This is a genomic window from Chitinasiproducens palmae, assembly GCF_900095735.1.
Lineage (GTDB): Bacteria > Pseudomonadota > Gammaproteobacteria > Burkholderiales > Burkholderiaceae > Chitinasiproducens > Chitinasiproducens palmae.
The window spans coordinates 242,724-258,505 of sequence record NZ_FNLO01000001.1 but is presented as its reverse complement, the minus strand read 5'-3'; the positions used below and the strand labels follow the sequence as shown (position 1 = coordinate 258,505).

The window sequence follows — 15,782 nt, the reverse complement described above, 5'->3', positions numbered from 1 at the left end:
GTCGGTTCGGAAGTGCCGCCGCCGCTCGCCCGTTGCCACCGGATCCGTGTCATGACCGATCGATATCTCAAACATCTACGCGCCACGCTCGACACCATACGCGCCGACGGCTTCCACAAGTCGGAACGCATCATTGCGACGCCCCAAGCGGCGGAAATACGGCTGGCGGATGGAACGCCGTTGCTCAATCTGTGCGCGAACAATTATCTCGGCCTGGCCGATGATCCGAGATTGATCGAAGCCAGCAAGCAGGGCCTCGATCGCGACGGCTTTGGCATGGCATCGGTACGCTTCATCTGCGGCACGCAAACGGTTCACAAGGACCTCGAAAACGCATTGGCGGCATTTCTGCAAACCGAGGATTGCATCCTGTATTCCAGCTGTTTCGACGCGAATGGCGGTTTGTTCGAGACGCTGCTCGACGACCACGATGCAATCATCAGCGACGAACTGAACCACGCCAGCATCATCGACGGCGTGCGCCTGTCGAAGGCGAAACGCTACCGCTATCGCAACAACGATCTGGCCGATCTGGAAACCCGCCTGCAGGAAGCGGATGCGGCCGGCGCGCGCTTCAAGCTGATTGCGACCGACGGCGTTTTCTCGATGGACGGCATCATCGCGGATCTGCGCGGCATCTGCGACCTCGCCGACCGCTACGATGCGCTGGTCATGGTCGACGACTCGCACGCGGTCGGATTCGTCGGCGAGCATGGGCGAGGCACGCCGGAGCACTGTGGCGTGCTATCGCGCGTCGATATCATCACAGGCACGCTCGGCAAGGCGCTGGGCGGCGCGTCCGGCGGCTACGTCGCCGCTTGCAAGGAAGTCGTGGCATTGCTGCGCCAACGGTCCCGGCCCTACCTGTTTTCGAACACGCTTGCGCCGAGCATCGCGGCCGCCACGCTCAAGGTGTTGGAATTGCTCGCCAGCCCGGAGGGTGCGCGTCTGCGTACGCAGGTGCGCGCCAACGGCGCGCGTTTTCGCCGCGCGATGGGCGATCTCGGCTTCGACCTGGTGCCGGGCGACCATCCGATCATTCCGGTCATGCTGAGCGATGCGCAGCGCGCCACTCGCATGGCGGACGCATTGCTCGACGAAGGCGTCTACGTGATCGGCTTTTCGTACCCGGTCGTTCCGAAGGGGCGCGCCCGCATTCGCACGCAAATGAGCGCGGCACACACGTTCGCGCAGATCGATTCGACCGTCGAGGCGTTCGCACGAGTCGGCCGGTCCCTGGGCGTCATCTGAGCGGAGATCACCATGAAGGCGCTCGTCAAGCAGGAACGTGGTCCGGGGCTGGTGCTGGCGGATGTCGCGACTCCGGAGATCGGCCACAACGATGTGATGATACGCATCACGCGCACGGCCATCTGCGGCACCGACATCCACATCTGGAAATGGGATGATTGGGCGCAACGCACGATCCCCGTGCCGATGCATGTCGGTCACGAATATGTGGGCGAGATCGTCGGCCTGGGCCAGGAAGTTCGCGGCTTCCAGATCGGCGACCGGGTGTCGGGCGAAGGGCACATCACTTGCGGCTTCTGCCGCAACTGTCGGGCGGGCCGTCGCCATCTGTGCCGCAACACCATCGGCGTCGGCGTCAACCGCGAGGGCGCGTTCGCGGAATACCTGGTGATTCCCGCGTTCAATGCGTTCAAGATTCCACCGGATATCTCCGACGATCTCGCCGCGATCTTCGATCCGTTCGGCAACGCGACCCACACCGCCCTGTCGTTCAATCTTGTCGGCGAGGACGTGTTGATCACTGGCGCGGGGCCGATCGGCATCATGGCGGCGGCGATTGCGAAACACGTGGGCGCGCGGAACGTCGTCATCACCGACGTCAACGATTACCGACTCGACCTGGCAAGCAAGATGGGCGCGACGCGTACCGTCAACGTGGCGCGCGAAGCGCTGTCCGAGGTCATGACCGACTTGCACATGACCGAAGGGTTCGACGTCGGGCTGGAAATGTCGGGCGTGCCCAGCGCGTTCACCGGCATGCTGGCGGCGATGAATCACGGCGGCAAGATCGCGCTGCTCGGCATTCCGCCGTCGCAAACGGCGATCGATTGGACCCAGGTGATTTTCAAGGGCCTCGAAATCAAGGGCATCTATGGCCGGGAGATGTTCGAAACCTGGTACAAGATGGTGTCGATGCTGCAGAGCGGCCTGGACCTGTCGCCGATGCTGACGCATCGCTTCCCGATAAGCGAGTATCGCCAGGCCTTCGAGACGATGCTGTCCGGCGAGAGCGGCAAGATCATTCTGGATTGGACCGTCTGACGGTCATCCAGCAAGCCCGCAGTTGGCCCGGCGGCCGGTTGCTCAAGCTTGCCTGGAAATCTTCTGGCGGTAGGCCCAACGCGAGCCCAATGCAAGCCCAACGGAGGCCCGGCCCAGGCGTGACCCGGGCGCAACCCGGGCGCGATGGCAGCGTCGTGCGCCCCTTTGGCCGCCACCGCACGGCCGTCATGCCTCGGGCTGCCAGTCCGCGGCCGCCGCGACCAGACACTTCATGAAGGCGTCGGACGCGTCGGTCGCCGGCGTGTCGGCGTTGTAGACGATCGACATCCGCAGTGACGGCAGTGGCTCTTCGATCGCCAACGCGACGATGTCGGCGTCGCTTGGCAAGCTCGTCAGCGAGAGGGCTGGCAGCACGCTGACGAAGTCCGCGTGTCGCACCAGAGCCGTGGCAATCGTCAGCGATGAGCACTCGACCACCGTCGCGGGCGGCTGCATGGAAGTCGGCCAAAAGCTTGGCGTCGGGAACACGCCGCGCCACTGCGGATGTTGCGGCACCACCCACCGGCAGGCCATCAGTTCGGGCAACGACCTCGCGCTACGCATCGGATGGTCGCGCCGCACCACGATGCGCTGTTCGATATCGAACAGCTTGATGGTCTGGATGTGATCCGGGAACTCGCCGGGCCCCAACTGCAACACCGCGAGGTCGAGGCTGCCATCGAACAGTCGATCCAGCGCGGTCTTCAGCGAAGACTCGATCATGGCGACACGCGCGCGCGGCAGGCGCACCAGAAACCGTTCCAGCGCGGCTGGGATTAGCGTCAACGCGGCGGAGGCACTGACCGCTGCCATGACGCTGCCTCCGTCCCCTTCGCGGCGCGCGGCCATCGCGTCGGCGGTGCGGCGCATTTCGGTGTCGACGCGCTGCGCGTGGCGCAGCAGCGCATGGCCGTGTTCCGTCAGGACCACGCCGTTGATCGTGCGTTGCACGAGGGGCAGTCCAAGCTCCCGCTCCAGCAGCCGGACGGTCTTCGTCACGGCTGGCTGGGTCAGCCCGAGCGCGCGCGCGGCGCCGCGAATGCTGCCGTGCTCGGCCATCGCCAGAAAGAACTGCAGGTGCTGATGTTTCATCGCTTTTCGGTCGGACGTCGCCCTGGACGGGTGACAACTTTTCGTCTCGAGAACACGCGGTTCGTTGTCTTCCCGTGGAAATTTGACGTTAGCACACTCCGCAAATCGAACACAAAGACCGACGCGACCGGTCCGTCCGGAGATCGCTCGTGAGCCAGATGCGTGCTGCAACGTTGGACATCGGGGACACTCACCCGCCACGGACGGCGCGGCTCGTCGTGGCGACCAGCGTCGGCAGTGCGCTGGAGTTCTTCGACTACACCGCGTACAGCTTTTTCGCCATCGTCATCGGCAAGCTGTTCTTCCCGTCCCTGTCGCCCTATATGCAATTGCTGTTGTCGGTCGTCACATATGGCATGGGTTATGTGATTCGGCCGCTCGGCGGCCTGATCTTCGGGTCGATGGCGGACAGGCGCGGCCGCAAATCCGCCATGATGGCTACCGTGTTGCTGATGGCGCTCGGCTGCGCCGTGATCGGATTGGCGCCGACCTACGCGACGGCGGGAAGCATGGCGCCGCTGTTCATCATCGTCGGACGCGTTCTGCAGGGGATTTCCGCCGGCGGCGAAGTCGGCGCCGGCACCACCATCCTGGCGGAAGCGGCCGCGCCGGCCCGTCGGGGTCTGTTCGGCAGCCTGACCTTCGCGAGCCAGGGACTGGGCGTGACGTTGGGCGCCCTGCTGGCGGTGTTGATCAACCGCACCCTCTCCCCCGAACAGATCGCGCAATGGGGCTGGCGCGTGCCTTTCCTGCTCGGCGTGCTGATTGCGTTTGTCGCACTCTTCCTGCGTTCGTCAGCGCGCGAACTGGACATCGGCGCGGCGCCAGCGCCGCCTGCCCAGGCGGTGCGCCGACCTGCGGACCATCGCATCCTGTCGGCGTTGCGGGACCATATCGGCAAGCTGTGCTTCGGCACGCTGCTCGTGATCGGCAGCACTGTCTGCGCGAACATCGTCACCTTCTACATGCCGACCTACGCAATCAGTGTGCTGCACATGGCGCCAGCGAATGCGTTGACCGCGGCAATGACCTCAGGCGCGGTCGTGTTCGTCGGCTCGATCTTGGCCGGTTGGCTGTCCGACCGCCATGGCAGGAAGACGGTCATTCTGTACTCGCGCCTGGCGCTGGTCATCGTGCTGTATCCGGCGTTCCGCTGGCTGGGCGAGGCGCCGACCCCGAGCAATCTGATCCTGGCTGTCGCCTTCCTGAGCGCGTTGTCGGCACTCACCACGGCGCCGAGCATCACGATGATTCCGGAGATGTTTCCCGCGCGGATCCGGGCGAGTGGCGTGTCGATCGTGTACAGCGTCGGCGTCTCGGTTTTTGGCGGCTTCGCACAGGCAAGTGCGGTCTGGCTGATCCACGTGACGGGCAGCAACCTGGCGCCCGCGTATTACACGATCGCCTGCATCCTGGTGTCGACCGTCGCCCTGTTGTTCGTGAAGGACCAGACCGGTCGTCCCATCTGACACGTCTCCAACGCACACGCAGACCATGAACGTCCCCAACCTGTTCGACATCGTGATCGCCGGCGGCACCGTTATCGACGGCATGCGCACGCCGCGTTATGACGCCGACGTCGGGGTGATCGGCGATCGCATCGCGGCCATCGGCAACCTGACCACCGCACCACGGCGTCTGACGCTGGACGCCCGCGACCGGATCGTCGCGCCCGGCTTCATCGACGTCCACACGCACGACGACCAGGCGGTGCTGCACGAGCCGGAGATGCCGGCGAAAGTGTCCCAAGGAGTGACAACCGTGGTCACCGGCAATTGTGGAGTCAGCGCGGCCCCCTTGCCCGCACGCGCCGAACTGCCGATGCCGCTCAGCTTGCTTGCCGAAGCGGGTCTACGCTTCGGCACCTTCGCCGACTACATGGCACGCCTGCGTGCGTCGCCTTCTTCGGTCAACGTCGTGCCTCTCGTCGGACACTCGAGCCTGCGCGCTTGCGCAATGGCGCGCCTGGACCGCGCCGCCGAGCCGGAGGAAATCGACCGGATGCGGCAGATGCTCGACGAAGCACTCGAACAAGGAGCGTTCGGCTTGTCCACGGGGCTGGCCTACCCGACCGCGAGCGCGGCGCCGACGGCCGAAGTCATTGCAGTGGGACGCGCGTTGCGGGAGCACGGCGCGCTCTACGTCTCGCACATGCGCAACGAGTCCGATCGGGTCGAGGAGGCGTTGGAGGAGACCTTCGAGATAGGCAGGGCGTTGGGCGTGACGGTCCTGATCTCCCACCACAAGATCGGCAATCCGCGCAACTTCGGTGGCTCGGCGCGGACGCTGCCGATGATCGCGGCAGCGATGAAGAGGCAGGGCATATGTCTCGACTGTTATCCCTACGATGCCGGCTCCACGATGATCAGTACGGATCCGGATATGCTGGATGGACGCGTCCTGATCGTGACGAGCGAGCCATACCCGGAGCATGCCGGTCGCGATCTGGACGACATCGCGCTGCAATGGCGGGTCGGCAAGCAGGAGGCGGCACGGCGGCTGCAGCCGGGCTCGGCGATTTATTTCCTGCTATCGGAAGACGACGTGCGGAACATCATGCGGTTTCCGGACACGATGATCGGCTCGGACGGGCTGCCGGGCACCGATAAGCCGCATCCACGCCTTTGGGGTACGTTCCCACGCGTGCTGGGGCACTACTGCCGCGACCTGGGCCTGTTTCCGCTCGAGACTGCCGTCCACAAGATGACCGGCCTGACCGCCACGAACCTTGGCCTGACGAACCGCGGTGCCGTCATCGAGGGCTACGCGGCGGACCTGGTCGTGTTCGATCATGTAACGGTGGGCGACCTGGCGGATTATCGCGCGCCCAAGCGAGCGAGCGCCGGCATCGACCACGTCCTGACCAACGGCAGCGTGACGTGGACCGGCGGCAGCCACACCGGACGTCGCCCCGGCTGCATACTGCGTCGCCGGGAGAAGGCCGTCGCAGCCCGCCCCGCCTAGCCGCCCACGCGGCCGTTCAATAGCGCCAGGTCAGCGTGACGCTGCCGTTCAACGGCGCGGCGTACAGCGCCCGGTCATATTCCAGTGTCGCGAAATGCTTGTTGTTGAAGGCGTTGTTCAGATTGCCGGTGATGCTGAAGTGCCGATCGACATCGTAGCGCATCATGAAGTCGACGCTCGCATAGGCATTCTGCCGCGCCGTCCCTTCGCCCGCCAGTTCGAAACGCGTTGCGCTCTGCCAGCGCACGCTGCTGCCGACCGTCAGCTTCCGCTCCAAGGCCGGGACACGGTACGTCGTCGACAGGTGCGCCGCCTTGCGTGGAATGAAGGTTCGCGCTGACAGCCCGTCGTCGCCGACGATACGCAGAAGCGTCGCGCCCGCGCTCACGTTCCAGTCCGGGGTCAGCCGTCCCGACACCTCCGCCTCGATGCCTTTCGAGGTCGCATTGCCTGCCGTGTAGTACTCCTGCTGGGTCGCGAGATTCAAACCAGCGTCGGTCGCGATGTTGGTCTGCCGGATCCGATAGACCGCCAGCGACGCGTTCAAGCGGTTGTCCAGAAATGCGCCTTTGATGCCCGCTTCGAGACTCTGACCACGCGCCGGTCCCAACAACGATGAATTGATGTCGAGCTGGTACTGCGGATTGAAGATTTTCGTGAAACTCGTGTACGCGGTGACCTGCGGCGTCAGGTCGACAGTCAGGCCGACGTATGGCGCGGACCCTGACGACTGCTGCGCGTAGCTGGTGCCGCTGGCATCCCCGCTGCTGCCGGCCTGCGTGTAGTTGATGCCGAGCAGCAGCTTAACGCGATCGCTCAGGTTCCATCGCGACGACGCGTACAGCGAGCGGCGTACGTCGAGATAATGGGTGTAGAGGATATCGCCGTTGAAGACAGGCTTCGGAAACGTGCCCGCCAGCAACTGTGCGTAGCTTACGTCGGAATAGTCGGTATCTCCCTCGCGCGACGGATTGCTCAGTTCCGAGCGGGAAAAGTTCGCGCCGACGACCAGGTCGTGGCTGCGCCCGAACAGATCGAACTTACCGGACACATTGGTATCCAGGACGAGTTGCCGATTCGACTCCTTCCACCACGAGGTATATGAACTGAAGCCGCTCGTACCGTCCGCGTTCAAGCTGCCGAGCGGATAGAAGATGTTCGCGGTACTCGTTATATCGTTGTAGACGGCGGACGTCTTCCACTTCCAGCCAGCGCCGAGCTGTTGGGAGAGTTCGGCGAAAGCGCGCTGCTCCTCCGTATTGAAATAGGCCCAGCTCGGCGCCAGACTGGTTCCCACGCCGTAGGACATCTGTCTGCCGTCGGCGTCGAGCAACGGCAGTCCGCCCCACTGCGCGCCGGGCGACCGATTGCGCTGATAACTGTAGCCCAGGGTCACCAGCGTGTCGGGCGTGACGCTCGCCTCGATCACACCGTACAAGACATCCTTGCTGGGCTTGTAGCGATCGATGTACGAATGCCCGTCCTGATGAACCGCGACCAGACGACCCGCGACCGTACCCGCCGCATTGAGCGGCCCCGAGATGTCCGCCTCGACGCGCTTGGTATTCCATGACCCGTAGGACACGTTGCCGGACGCTTGGAATTGATAGGTCGGACGTTTGCGGATCAGGTTGACGGTGGCCGACGGGTTGCCGGTCTGCGCGTTCAAGCCATCGGCGCCGCGGAGCACCTCGACGCGGTCGTACAGCGCCATCTCGATGTCGCCATATTGCGACTGGTAGATCAACGGCAGGCCGACACCGTCGAACTGGAAGTTCGTGATCTGGAAGCCACGCGAGTTGAAGTCGGTCCGATCCGTCTCGTATTGATCGACCGTCACGCCCGTCACGTGCTGCAGCGCGTCGTTCACGCCGTTCAGGTGGAAGTCATCCATCTCGGCACGTGACAGCACCGACACGGACTGCGGTGTTTCCTTCGGCGACAGCGCGATCTTGCTGCCGGCGGTGGTCGAGTCGATCGTGTAGGAGCGGGTCTTTTCGGTCGGCAGCTGCATGCGTTCGTTGCTGGCCGCCACAGTGACCACGGGCAGCATGTCGTCGGTCCGTTCCGCCGCCGGGGCTGGAGCCGCCGGCTTCACCGTCAGCGTGTCTGCCTGTAGCTCGGGAACCAGGTCGCTGCCGGCGAGGAGTTTGGCCAATGCCTGCGCCGTCGTCATGTGTCCTTCGACCGCGGGCGCCGCCTTGCCGGCTACCAGAGACGGCTTGACGAGCAGTTGCACACCGGCCTGCCGGGCGAGCTCGGTCAATGCGCTGCCAAGCGGTTGCGCGGCGATGGAAAATGTCTTCACCGGTCCCGCGGCAAGTGCGGGCGCCACCTCGGCGCGCGCGCTGGGCGCCGCAAGTGTTGCGACGGCGGAAACAACGGCGACCGTAAGGATGGCTAGCGGAAGGCGGGGCAACAACATCAACGACATCTCCAACAGGTAGCGAAATGAGAACCACTACTGAGGAAGACGCATCGCCGATCCGAATCCTGACATGCCGTCTTGAAAAAATCTGATCGGCAGCCTGAAGACAGCGCGAAGACAGCGCGAAGACAGCGCGAAGGCAGCGGGGAGACAGCGGGGAGACAGCGGGGAGGGGCGCGGCAACGCGAGCGCACGCGGCCGCGCGGGCCGGTCGGAGACCGCATGCAAGGCAGGACTTATCCGGCCCTGACGATCTCCACCGTCTCGCCGCGCTGTCGCAGGCGAACCGGAAGCACGCGGGGCAACGCCTGCACGAAACGACCCACTTGCGCGATCTCGAAACTACCGGTCAACCGCATGGCACGCACAGCGGGATCGTGCACGGCGACGTTGACCGCTCCGTAGCGCGCGAATTCCTGCAACGCGCTGACCAGCGTCGTGTCATCGAAGTTGAGGCGCCCCGCGCGCCACGTCGCGACACGGGCCGGCGGCATGGATGTGGCGGCGAGCAAGCGCCCATTCGCATCGGTCGCCACCGTCTGGCCCGCGAAGAGTTCGACAGTGGCTCGCGGTGCGCCCTCCGGCTGCCCGGCGCCGACGCGCACGTGGCCCTCCTCCACTGCAACGCGGACATTGCCGCCGTCGAGTCCGGTCTCCGTGCAACGAACGGCAAAGCGCGTCCCGAGCACGGTCACCGTCACCGCTCTCGCCAGTACGTCGAACGGACGCTGCCGGTCCGCGGCTACGGTGAACATGGCCTGTCCCCTCAGCAGCCGCACTTCGCGCCGGTGCCGAAACAAGCGCACCTCGAGCCGGGTTCCGGTATCAAGCTGCAACACGCTGCCATCCGCCAGCGTGACCGAACGAAACTGGCCGCGGCCAGTTTCATAGTCCTGCGCGAACACGAGACTTTGCTGCCAATGACGCCATCCAATCACGCCGGCACCGACCAGCGCCACCGCGCTACCGGCCATTGCGACGCGCGGCAAGAGCGCGCGTCGTGCGAGCGATACGGCCTCATGCCGGAAGTGGTCGCCGGCGTCGGTGCCGGTCGAAGCGAACCTCCCGCGCAGCCGCTCGATCTCATGCCGTGGCACGCGATCGAGCGCTTGCCAGGCCTCGCAGATGCGATCGTAAGCTGAGCGATGCACTGCGCTGTGCTCGAGCCAGCGCTGAAACGCCGCTTCGTCCGCGGCATTCACGCTGCCCTGACGGCTGACCAGCCAGGTTGCCGCCTGCGCGTCGATCGCGGCTGCGGCATCGGCCCGCGCCCCGTGCGCCGACGGCGGCGCGTCCTTGTGAGTTCGTTCGCCATCCGGCGGCAGTTCGTCACCCGGGGTCGATCTCGGCATCGTCATAGTGTCAGCGCGTATAAGGATGAAGACGCGCGACGACGCGAAAACCTGACATCGGTGGACGCTGATTCATTGCTTTCAATTGGCGATAGGCGCGTCGGTGCTCGTGGCACCGTCGAACGCAGCAAGCTGCTGCCGACAGGCAAGCATGCCGCGGATCACATGCTTCTCGACCATGTTACGCGAGATGCCCATCCGCGCCGCGATCTCCGCGTGAGTCAACTCGTCGAACTTGAACAAGACAAACGCCTCGCGGCAGCGCGGTGGCAGCGATTCGATTGCCGCGATCAACGCCTTGGTGCGTTGCAACGACGCGCAGATCTGCTCGGGCTGGCCGGCCTGGTCGGCAACCGGCTCGTCGACGCATTCGGCATTGTCGAAATGACTTGCGCGTACCGTCGCGCGACGGTGGGCATCGACGACCAGGTTGCGCGCCGTACGATACAACAAGGCGCGCAGATCGCTGATGGGCGTTCCCGCGTCCTGCAGGGAAAGAACGCGGACGTAGCTCTCCTGGGCAATGTCCGAGGCGGCGTCGCGGTCTCCCACCAGTCGGGAAAGGAACCGCAACAATTCTCGGTAGTAGCGTTCGACCACGGACGTGACGGGTTTTCGGGACCCGCCTTCCGCGCGCGTGCAAGCGCGCCTATCGAAATTTGGGATAAACGATAATGATTATCATTGACTTTGCGTCGCGGGTCAACTTTCTGCGCGTGCCCTCTTTGTCGGTAGCGTTGGTACGCCCGATGATCGCGCCTCGCCCGTCCGCGCATGGGCCTGGCTTCGACACGTCATCGCGTGCTGCAAGCTGCCTCGCGTGCCGCGCTGACGCTGATGACGCTGATGACACCGGCACGTCCAACACGGCCGCCGAACCGTGCGGTCGGCATGGGCGGTTTGCGTCGCATTGAAGGCGGCGCAGCGACGGCGGCGCAGCACCCCCCAGTGCAGCTACAACGGGTGGAAAGGCGTGCGCGCCCTGTCGTCGAGCCGAGCGTTCAGACGGTTCAACAACGCGATCAGCTGCATCTGGTCGCTTGCGTCGAGGGCCGACATCAACTGCTGATAGCCCGCGTCGAGGCATGGATCGACCCGGTCGAGCAGCGCTTCGCCGGCCTCGGTCAACGCAACCGCGACGCCCCGACGACCGTCGGCAGGACAACGCGTCAGCAATGCGCGCGCTTCCAGCGCGCGTACGAGATGGGAGGTCGTGACCTTGTCCAGGCCGATGGCACGAGACAGCGTCGCCTGGTCGACGCCGGGCCGGGCACTGAGGACCGTCAGTACCGAGAGCTGGCCCGGCGTGATGCCGACACCGCCACAAGCCCCTTCGAAGATGGCGACCGAAATCTGATGCGCACGGCGCAGCAGGAAACCGGGCCGCGCGTACAACAGCGCCAGGCGCGCCTTCGGCGTCTTGCGACCGCCGCCTTTGCTCCGGCGCGCCCCGGTCGGGGCTCCCGTGTCGAGGAACGGGTTGGCGACACGCACGTCAACACCGGTATCGACAGCATTGGACAGGCGTGCGGAATACAGGACGCGGCATCCCGCGTGTTCGGCGGCGGCGACAAGCAAGGCGTCGTTATACGCGAGCGAGGTGCGTTTAGCCACCACGCAGGCGGCAGCCACCGTCGCCTCCGACACCTGATGCAGCGATGTGTGCACTCCGATCGACTGAACGAATTCGTCGATGTCCGGCCAGCTCATGCGCAGGACGCCTTGCAGCGCCTGTATCGTGTCTGCGATCACCTGCGGCGTCACCGTCACCCCTTCCCGAACAATCTGTTCGGCGAGGTCGGCCTTCCGGCTGTCGGCATCGATCAGATGCAGCAACACGCTGCTGTCGACGAAAGTCTTAGCCATGAGCGTCGCCGTCGACGCGCGCGAAAAATCCCGCCGGGAGGCGGCCTCGGAAGCGACGCAGGCGTTCGAGGCTGCCCTGGTGTGTCGCGCGATGAACTTGGAAACCGTGCGTTGCGCACTGGCTGACTTCCAGCTCGTCTCCATCCCGCAAGTCCAGCGCGTCAACGACCGACGCGGGCAGGCTCAGCAGCAGGGAATCGGCGAGGCGCACGACGCGCGCGCGCTCGACGGCAGGAGACGTTGGCATGATGGCAAACATTTCGGGATGGGAACGAGCGCCAACATTAACGCATTCAGGCGTGACATGCGCATTTTTCAGCGGCGCGCCGCGTGCCCGCTGAGCTCGTGCCCCGCCTGCGCACTCAGGCGAAGACAAAAGACGACACTCAGCATCGCGACGCAACCGATCGCCGCGAATGCATGCGAGAAGTCCGCCGCGACAGGCTGAGCGCGCATGCCCAGTTGGGCGGACACGCCGACAATAACGGTACCGATCGAAATGCCCAGCATGACGGCCAGCTGTTGTGCCGCCGTGTTGAGCGTCGTCGCGGGCGAAACCTTGCTGGCGGGTAGATCCGCGTAGGCGATGGCGGCCAGCGCATTGAACTGGACCGATCGCGAGAAGCCGCCGGCCGACACGATCACGGCGATGAGGGTGAAGCCCCACTCGGCACGGAACGCCGCGCAAGCCATCAGCGCAGCGGAGCACAGCACGCCGTTCACGATCAGCACGCTTCGGAAGCCGAAACGGCGCAACAGTCCCGTGGTTTGCGTCTTCGTGACGAAGGCGATGGCGCCGCTCGCGAGCAGCACCGCACCGCTCTTCACGGCGGAATAACCCAGACCGATCTGCAGCATGAGCGGCAACAGAAAGGGCAGCGCGCCATAACCCACCCGAACCAGACTGCCCGCCCAGAACGAAGTCTTGAACGTCTGGAAGCGGAGCAGACCGAAGTCCAGCAAAGGGCGTCGGCTGCGGCGCGCCGCGGCGATGTAGCACGCTGTCGACAACGCGAAGGTGACGCCAAGGCCGAAATAGGCCGCGCCCGGGATTGCCTGATGACGCACAATTTCCAGCATGGCGACGAGGGAGGCCAGCGCTACGCCAAGGCTCAGCCACTCCCACAGGTGGAACGGCGAGTCGTCCTCCTCGACGATTTGCGGCACGACACGGCCGGCGAGGACGAAGCCGACGAGTCCGATCGGAATATTTATCCAGAAAATCCAGCGCCAGGACGCAAATGTCGAGATCAAGCCGCCCAACGGCGGGCCAAACAGGGGGCCGAGCATCGCAGGGGTGATCATCCATGCCAGTGCCAGCACCAGCTGCGCGCGCGGCGCAGTCCGCACGATCGCGATCCGTCCGACCGGCACCATGAGCGCGCCGCTGAAGCCCTGCACTGCCCGCGCCGCAATCAGCGCCGGCAGAGTCGGCGCAAAGCCACACATGGCGGAACTGAGTGCGAACACCAGCATGGCGCCGCGGAATGTGGCGCGCGTGCCCCATCGCCCGGCGAGCAGGCCGCTGAGGGGAATGAATATGACGCTGCAGAGCAGGTAGACCGTCATGCTGAGATCGAGGCTGAGGGCGCCGACACCGAGCGCCTGCGCGATCTCCGGCACGGCCGGCGCAATGATCGTCGAGTCCAGCTGCTCCATGAAATAGGCGCTGCCGACGAGGAGCGACAGCGGACGGAAATTCGTGTTGGCGTCAGACATGCGGTTCGAATGGTTTCGTACGCTAACTATCTATGAAGTACGTCGCGCTGTTTCGACTTGCGTCGGAGCGAACGTGCGTCGGGGCGGACGCTACGCGATTCTGCCCTCCCAGCGCCCGGAGACAAATGCGTTTTCTCGCATTGCTTCGGCTTAATCGAGATAAGCGCCTACGCTGCTTTCGCCTAAGATGTGCTGCACGAGCGCTTGCATGCAGTCGCAACATGGTTAGTGTACTTACCTGTTTCGCTTAAACGACTGCGCCGGCGTCAAAGCAGTCGTTGAAACAATTGGCCGACTCTTTTTCCATTCATGACTCAGATCAGTTTCTCCGCCGCGGCTGCACTGCCCAACCTCCCGGAAGACACCATTGCACTGGATCTGCGCGCGCCCGATGCGTATTGGCACGCACACCTTCGGGGCGCCCGACATGTCGACGCCACGCTGTTTGCATTGCCAAAGACGGATGCGGCGTCGGTGCAACAATTCGAGGCGCGGCTGCGCTGGCTGCTGTCAACGCTGGGTGTCGCTCGTGACGCGTCGGTACTGGTCTATGGCGACACCCTCGACGGAACGGTCGCGCGAGCCGCCTGGGCCCTCTCCTTTGCCGGTCTCGACCGGGTAACGGTGCTCAACGGCGCATTCGCCAAGGTGGATCCCGCGCGGCTGACCGACGAAGCTCCCGCGGTGACTGCAATCGCGGCACGCTTCGAATTCCGTCACGAGCAGCTGGCGACATCGGCCCGGATCGCGGCCGACATCGGTCACGGCGGCGCGCATCTCGTCGATGCGCGCGACGCCGATGCCTATCACGGCACGCTGCCCCACCCCGTCCGAAGTGGCCATATCCCGGGAGCCCGGCACTGGGACAGCCGTCGCGAAGTGAGCGGCGAGGGCGGCATCGAAGATGCCGAAACGCTCATCGAACGGTTCGCAGCGCTGCCGATCGCACGCGACGAGCCGGTGATCGTTTACTGCGGCAGCGGCCCGCGCGCCTCGCGTACCTGGCTGGCCTTGCAACGCGCCGGCTTCACACGGGCGAGCGTGTACCAGGGTTCGTGGAGCGAATGGAGCGGATTGAAGGACTTGCCGGTGGAAGTCTCGGCGACCTGAGTCACGCCCGCCCCCGCCGTATTCTTTGGAGAGACATTGTGGCAACCCTCGTCGACGACGATTTCGAATTACTGCAACAACGCCTGCTGCCGGAGAGCAGCTACCGGGATCGGGGCGAGGCCCGGCTCGGCATTTCGCTCGAGCCGTATTCACCTGTCGTCGGCGCAACCGTGCGTGGCTTCCGCATCAATGGCACGACGACGGTGACAGGCGAAACGCGTGAGTTTCTCAACGAGAGCCTGAACCGCTACGGCTTCCTCGCGTTCGAGCCGGGCACCGTGTCGGCGAACGACTTCAAGTATCTGGTTCAGTTGTTCGGCCGCTCTGAATACACCGGCACGCCGTACACGCCCGTTGCGGAAGAAAGTTCGAACGTCAACACGATCGACTCGAAGATCAAGAAGACGCGCATGAACTTCATCTGGCACATCGACCAGGCGTTTCGTGCGGAGCCGCCGCGCTTCACGATGTTGTTCGCGAAGACAGTACCGCCTTACGGCGGCGACACGGTGTTCAGCAACGCCCAAGCCGCCTACGATCTGCTCGACCCGCTGTTCGCGCAGTATCTCGAAACGCTGTATGTCGTCCAGGACGTCGAGACGATGGGGTTCCTCACGCTTGCCTATCGAGACGCGGACGAACTGGCGAGGCAGAAGGCACGTTACCCCTGGATCAAGACGCCGTTGATCCGCGTCCACCCGGACACCGGCAAGAAACAGATCTACGTCAACGAACTGTACACGCAGCGGATCCTTGGCGTGTCGCGGGTCGCCAGCCAGAACATCCTCGGCATCCTGTTCGATCTCATCAAGTCGCCGGAAGTTCTGACGCGCTTCCGGTGGGAAGAAGGCTCGGCGCTCATCTGGGACAACCGGGTGGTACAGCACCGAGGCGTTGGCGACTACGGCTCCGGGCACCGGGTCCTGCTTCGCGCGGTGGTCGAATAGGCCCGTTCGCAA

General features: G+C 64.6%; 13 protein-coding genes. 6 read left to right on the top strand and 7 right to left on the bottom strand.

From position 1 onward, the window contains the following. Positions 1-51: 51 nt before the first annotated feature. Both BLU54_RS00860 and tdh read left to right on the top strand, forming a co-directional pair. Positions 52-1,251 carry a glycine C-acetyltransferase gene (locus BLU54_RS00860; RefSeq protein WP_091903612.1) on the top strand — a complete coding sequence of 400 codons (1,200 nt, stop codon included), beginning with the start codon at positions 52-54 and terminating at the stop codon, positions 1,249-1,251. Between the two features lie 12 nt (positions 1,252-1,263). Further along, positions 1,264-2,292 (top strand): L-threonine 3-dehydrogenase, encoded by a 1,029-nt coding sequence (tdh, locus tag BLU54_RS00855; protein ID WP_091903610.1) that lies wholly within the window; start codon positions 1,264-1,266, stop codon positions 2,290-2,292. A 186-nt stretch (positions 2,293-2,478) separates the two neighbouring features. Here tdh and BLU54_RS00850 read toward each other — a convergent pair whose 3' ends face one another. After that, on the bottom strand, positions 2,479-3,384 hold the full coding sequence (locus tag BLU54_RS00850; RefSeq protein WP_091903608.1) for a LysR family transcriptional regulator: 906 nt from the start codon (positions 3,382-3,384) through the stop codon (positions 2,479-2,481). 158 nt (positions 3,385-3,542) lie between these two features. Here BLU54_RS00850 and BLU54_RS00845 point away from each other — a divergent pair, with 158 nt between their 5' ends. Both BLU54_RS00845 and BLU54_RS00840 read left to right on the top strand, forming a co-directional pair. After that, positions 3,543-4,853, top strand: a complete 1,311-nt coding sequence (locus BLU54_RS00845; protein WP_091903606.1) for an MFS transporter — start codon at positions 3,543-3,545, stop codon at positions 4,851-4,853. A gap of 25 nt (positions 4,854-4,878) precedes the next feature. Then, positions 4,879-6,348, top strand: a complete 1,470-nt coding sequence (locus BLU54_RS00840) for an N-acyl-D-amino-acid deacylase family protein (RefSeq protein WP_091903604.1) — start codon at positions 4,879-4,881, stop codon at positions 6,346-6,348. Between the two features lie 16 nt (positions 6,349-6,364). Here the strand turns inward: BLU54_RS00840 and BLU54_RS00835 are convergent, their stop codons facing one another. From BLU54_RS00835 to BLU54_RS00810, 6 genes are all read right to left on the bottom strand, one after another. After that, positions 6,365-8,656 carry a TonB-dependent siderophore receptor gene (locus tag BLU54_RS00835; RefSeq protein ID WP_170844961.1) on the bottom strand — a complete coding sequence of 764 codons (2,292 nt, stop codon included), beginning with the start codon at positions 8,654-8,656 and terminating at the stop codon, positions 6,365-6,367. Positions 8,657-9,012: 356 nt separating this feature from the next. Further along, positions 9,013-10,134, bottom strand: coding sequence for a FecR family protein (locus BLU54_RS00830; RefSeq protein WP_091903600.1), 1,122 nt, complete (start codon positions 10,132-10,134; stop codon positions 9,013-9,015). A gap of 75 nt (positions 10,135-10,209) precedes the next feature. Then, positions 10,210-10,701 (bottom strand): sigma-70 family RNA polymerase sigma factor, encoded by a 492-nt coding sequence (locus BLU54_RS00825; protein ID WP_407919384.1) that lies wholly within the window; start codon positions 10,699-10,701, stop codon positions 10,210-10,212. Positions 10,702-11,082: 381 nt separating this feature from the next. Then, positions 11,083-11,994, bottom strand: a complete 912-nt coding sequence (locus BLU54_RS00820; protein ID WP_091903595.1) for a MarR family transcriptional regulator — start codon at positions 11,992-11,994, stop codon at positions 11,083-11,085. Continuing rightward, positions 11,987-12,241, bottom strand: a complete 255-nt coding sequence (locus tag BLU54_RS00815) for a hypothetical protein (protein ID WP_091904450.1) — start codon at positions 12,239-12,241, stop codon at positions 11,987-11,989. Before BLU54_RS00815 ends, BLU54_RS00820 begins: the two co-directional genes overlap by 8 nt. A gap of 68 nt (positions 12,242-12,309) precedes the next feature. Further along, on the bottom strand, positions 12,310-13,713 hold the full coding sequence (locus BLU54_RS00810) for an MFS transporter (RefSeq protein ID WP_091903593.1): 1,404 nt from the start codon (positions 13,711-13,713) through the stop codon (positions 12,310-12,312). Between the two features lie 309 nt (positions 13,714-14,022). On the opposite strand from BLU54_RS00810, the gene BLU54_RS00805 reads away from it, so the two are divergent. After that, entirely contained in the window at positions 14,023-14,823 is an 801-nt protein-coding gene (locus BLU54_RS00805; RefSeq protein WP_091903591.1) for a sulfurtransferase, read from the top strand. Between the two features lie 38 nt (positions 14,824-14,861). Then, positions 14,862-15,770 carry a TauD/TfdA dioxygenase family protein gene (locus tag BLU54_RS00800; protein ID WP_235837732.1) on the top strand — a complete coding sequence of 303 codons (909 nt, stop codon included), beginning with the start codon at positions 14,862-14,864 and terminating at the stop codon, positions 15,768-15,770. Positions 15,771-15,782: the final 12 nt, after the last annotated feature.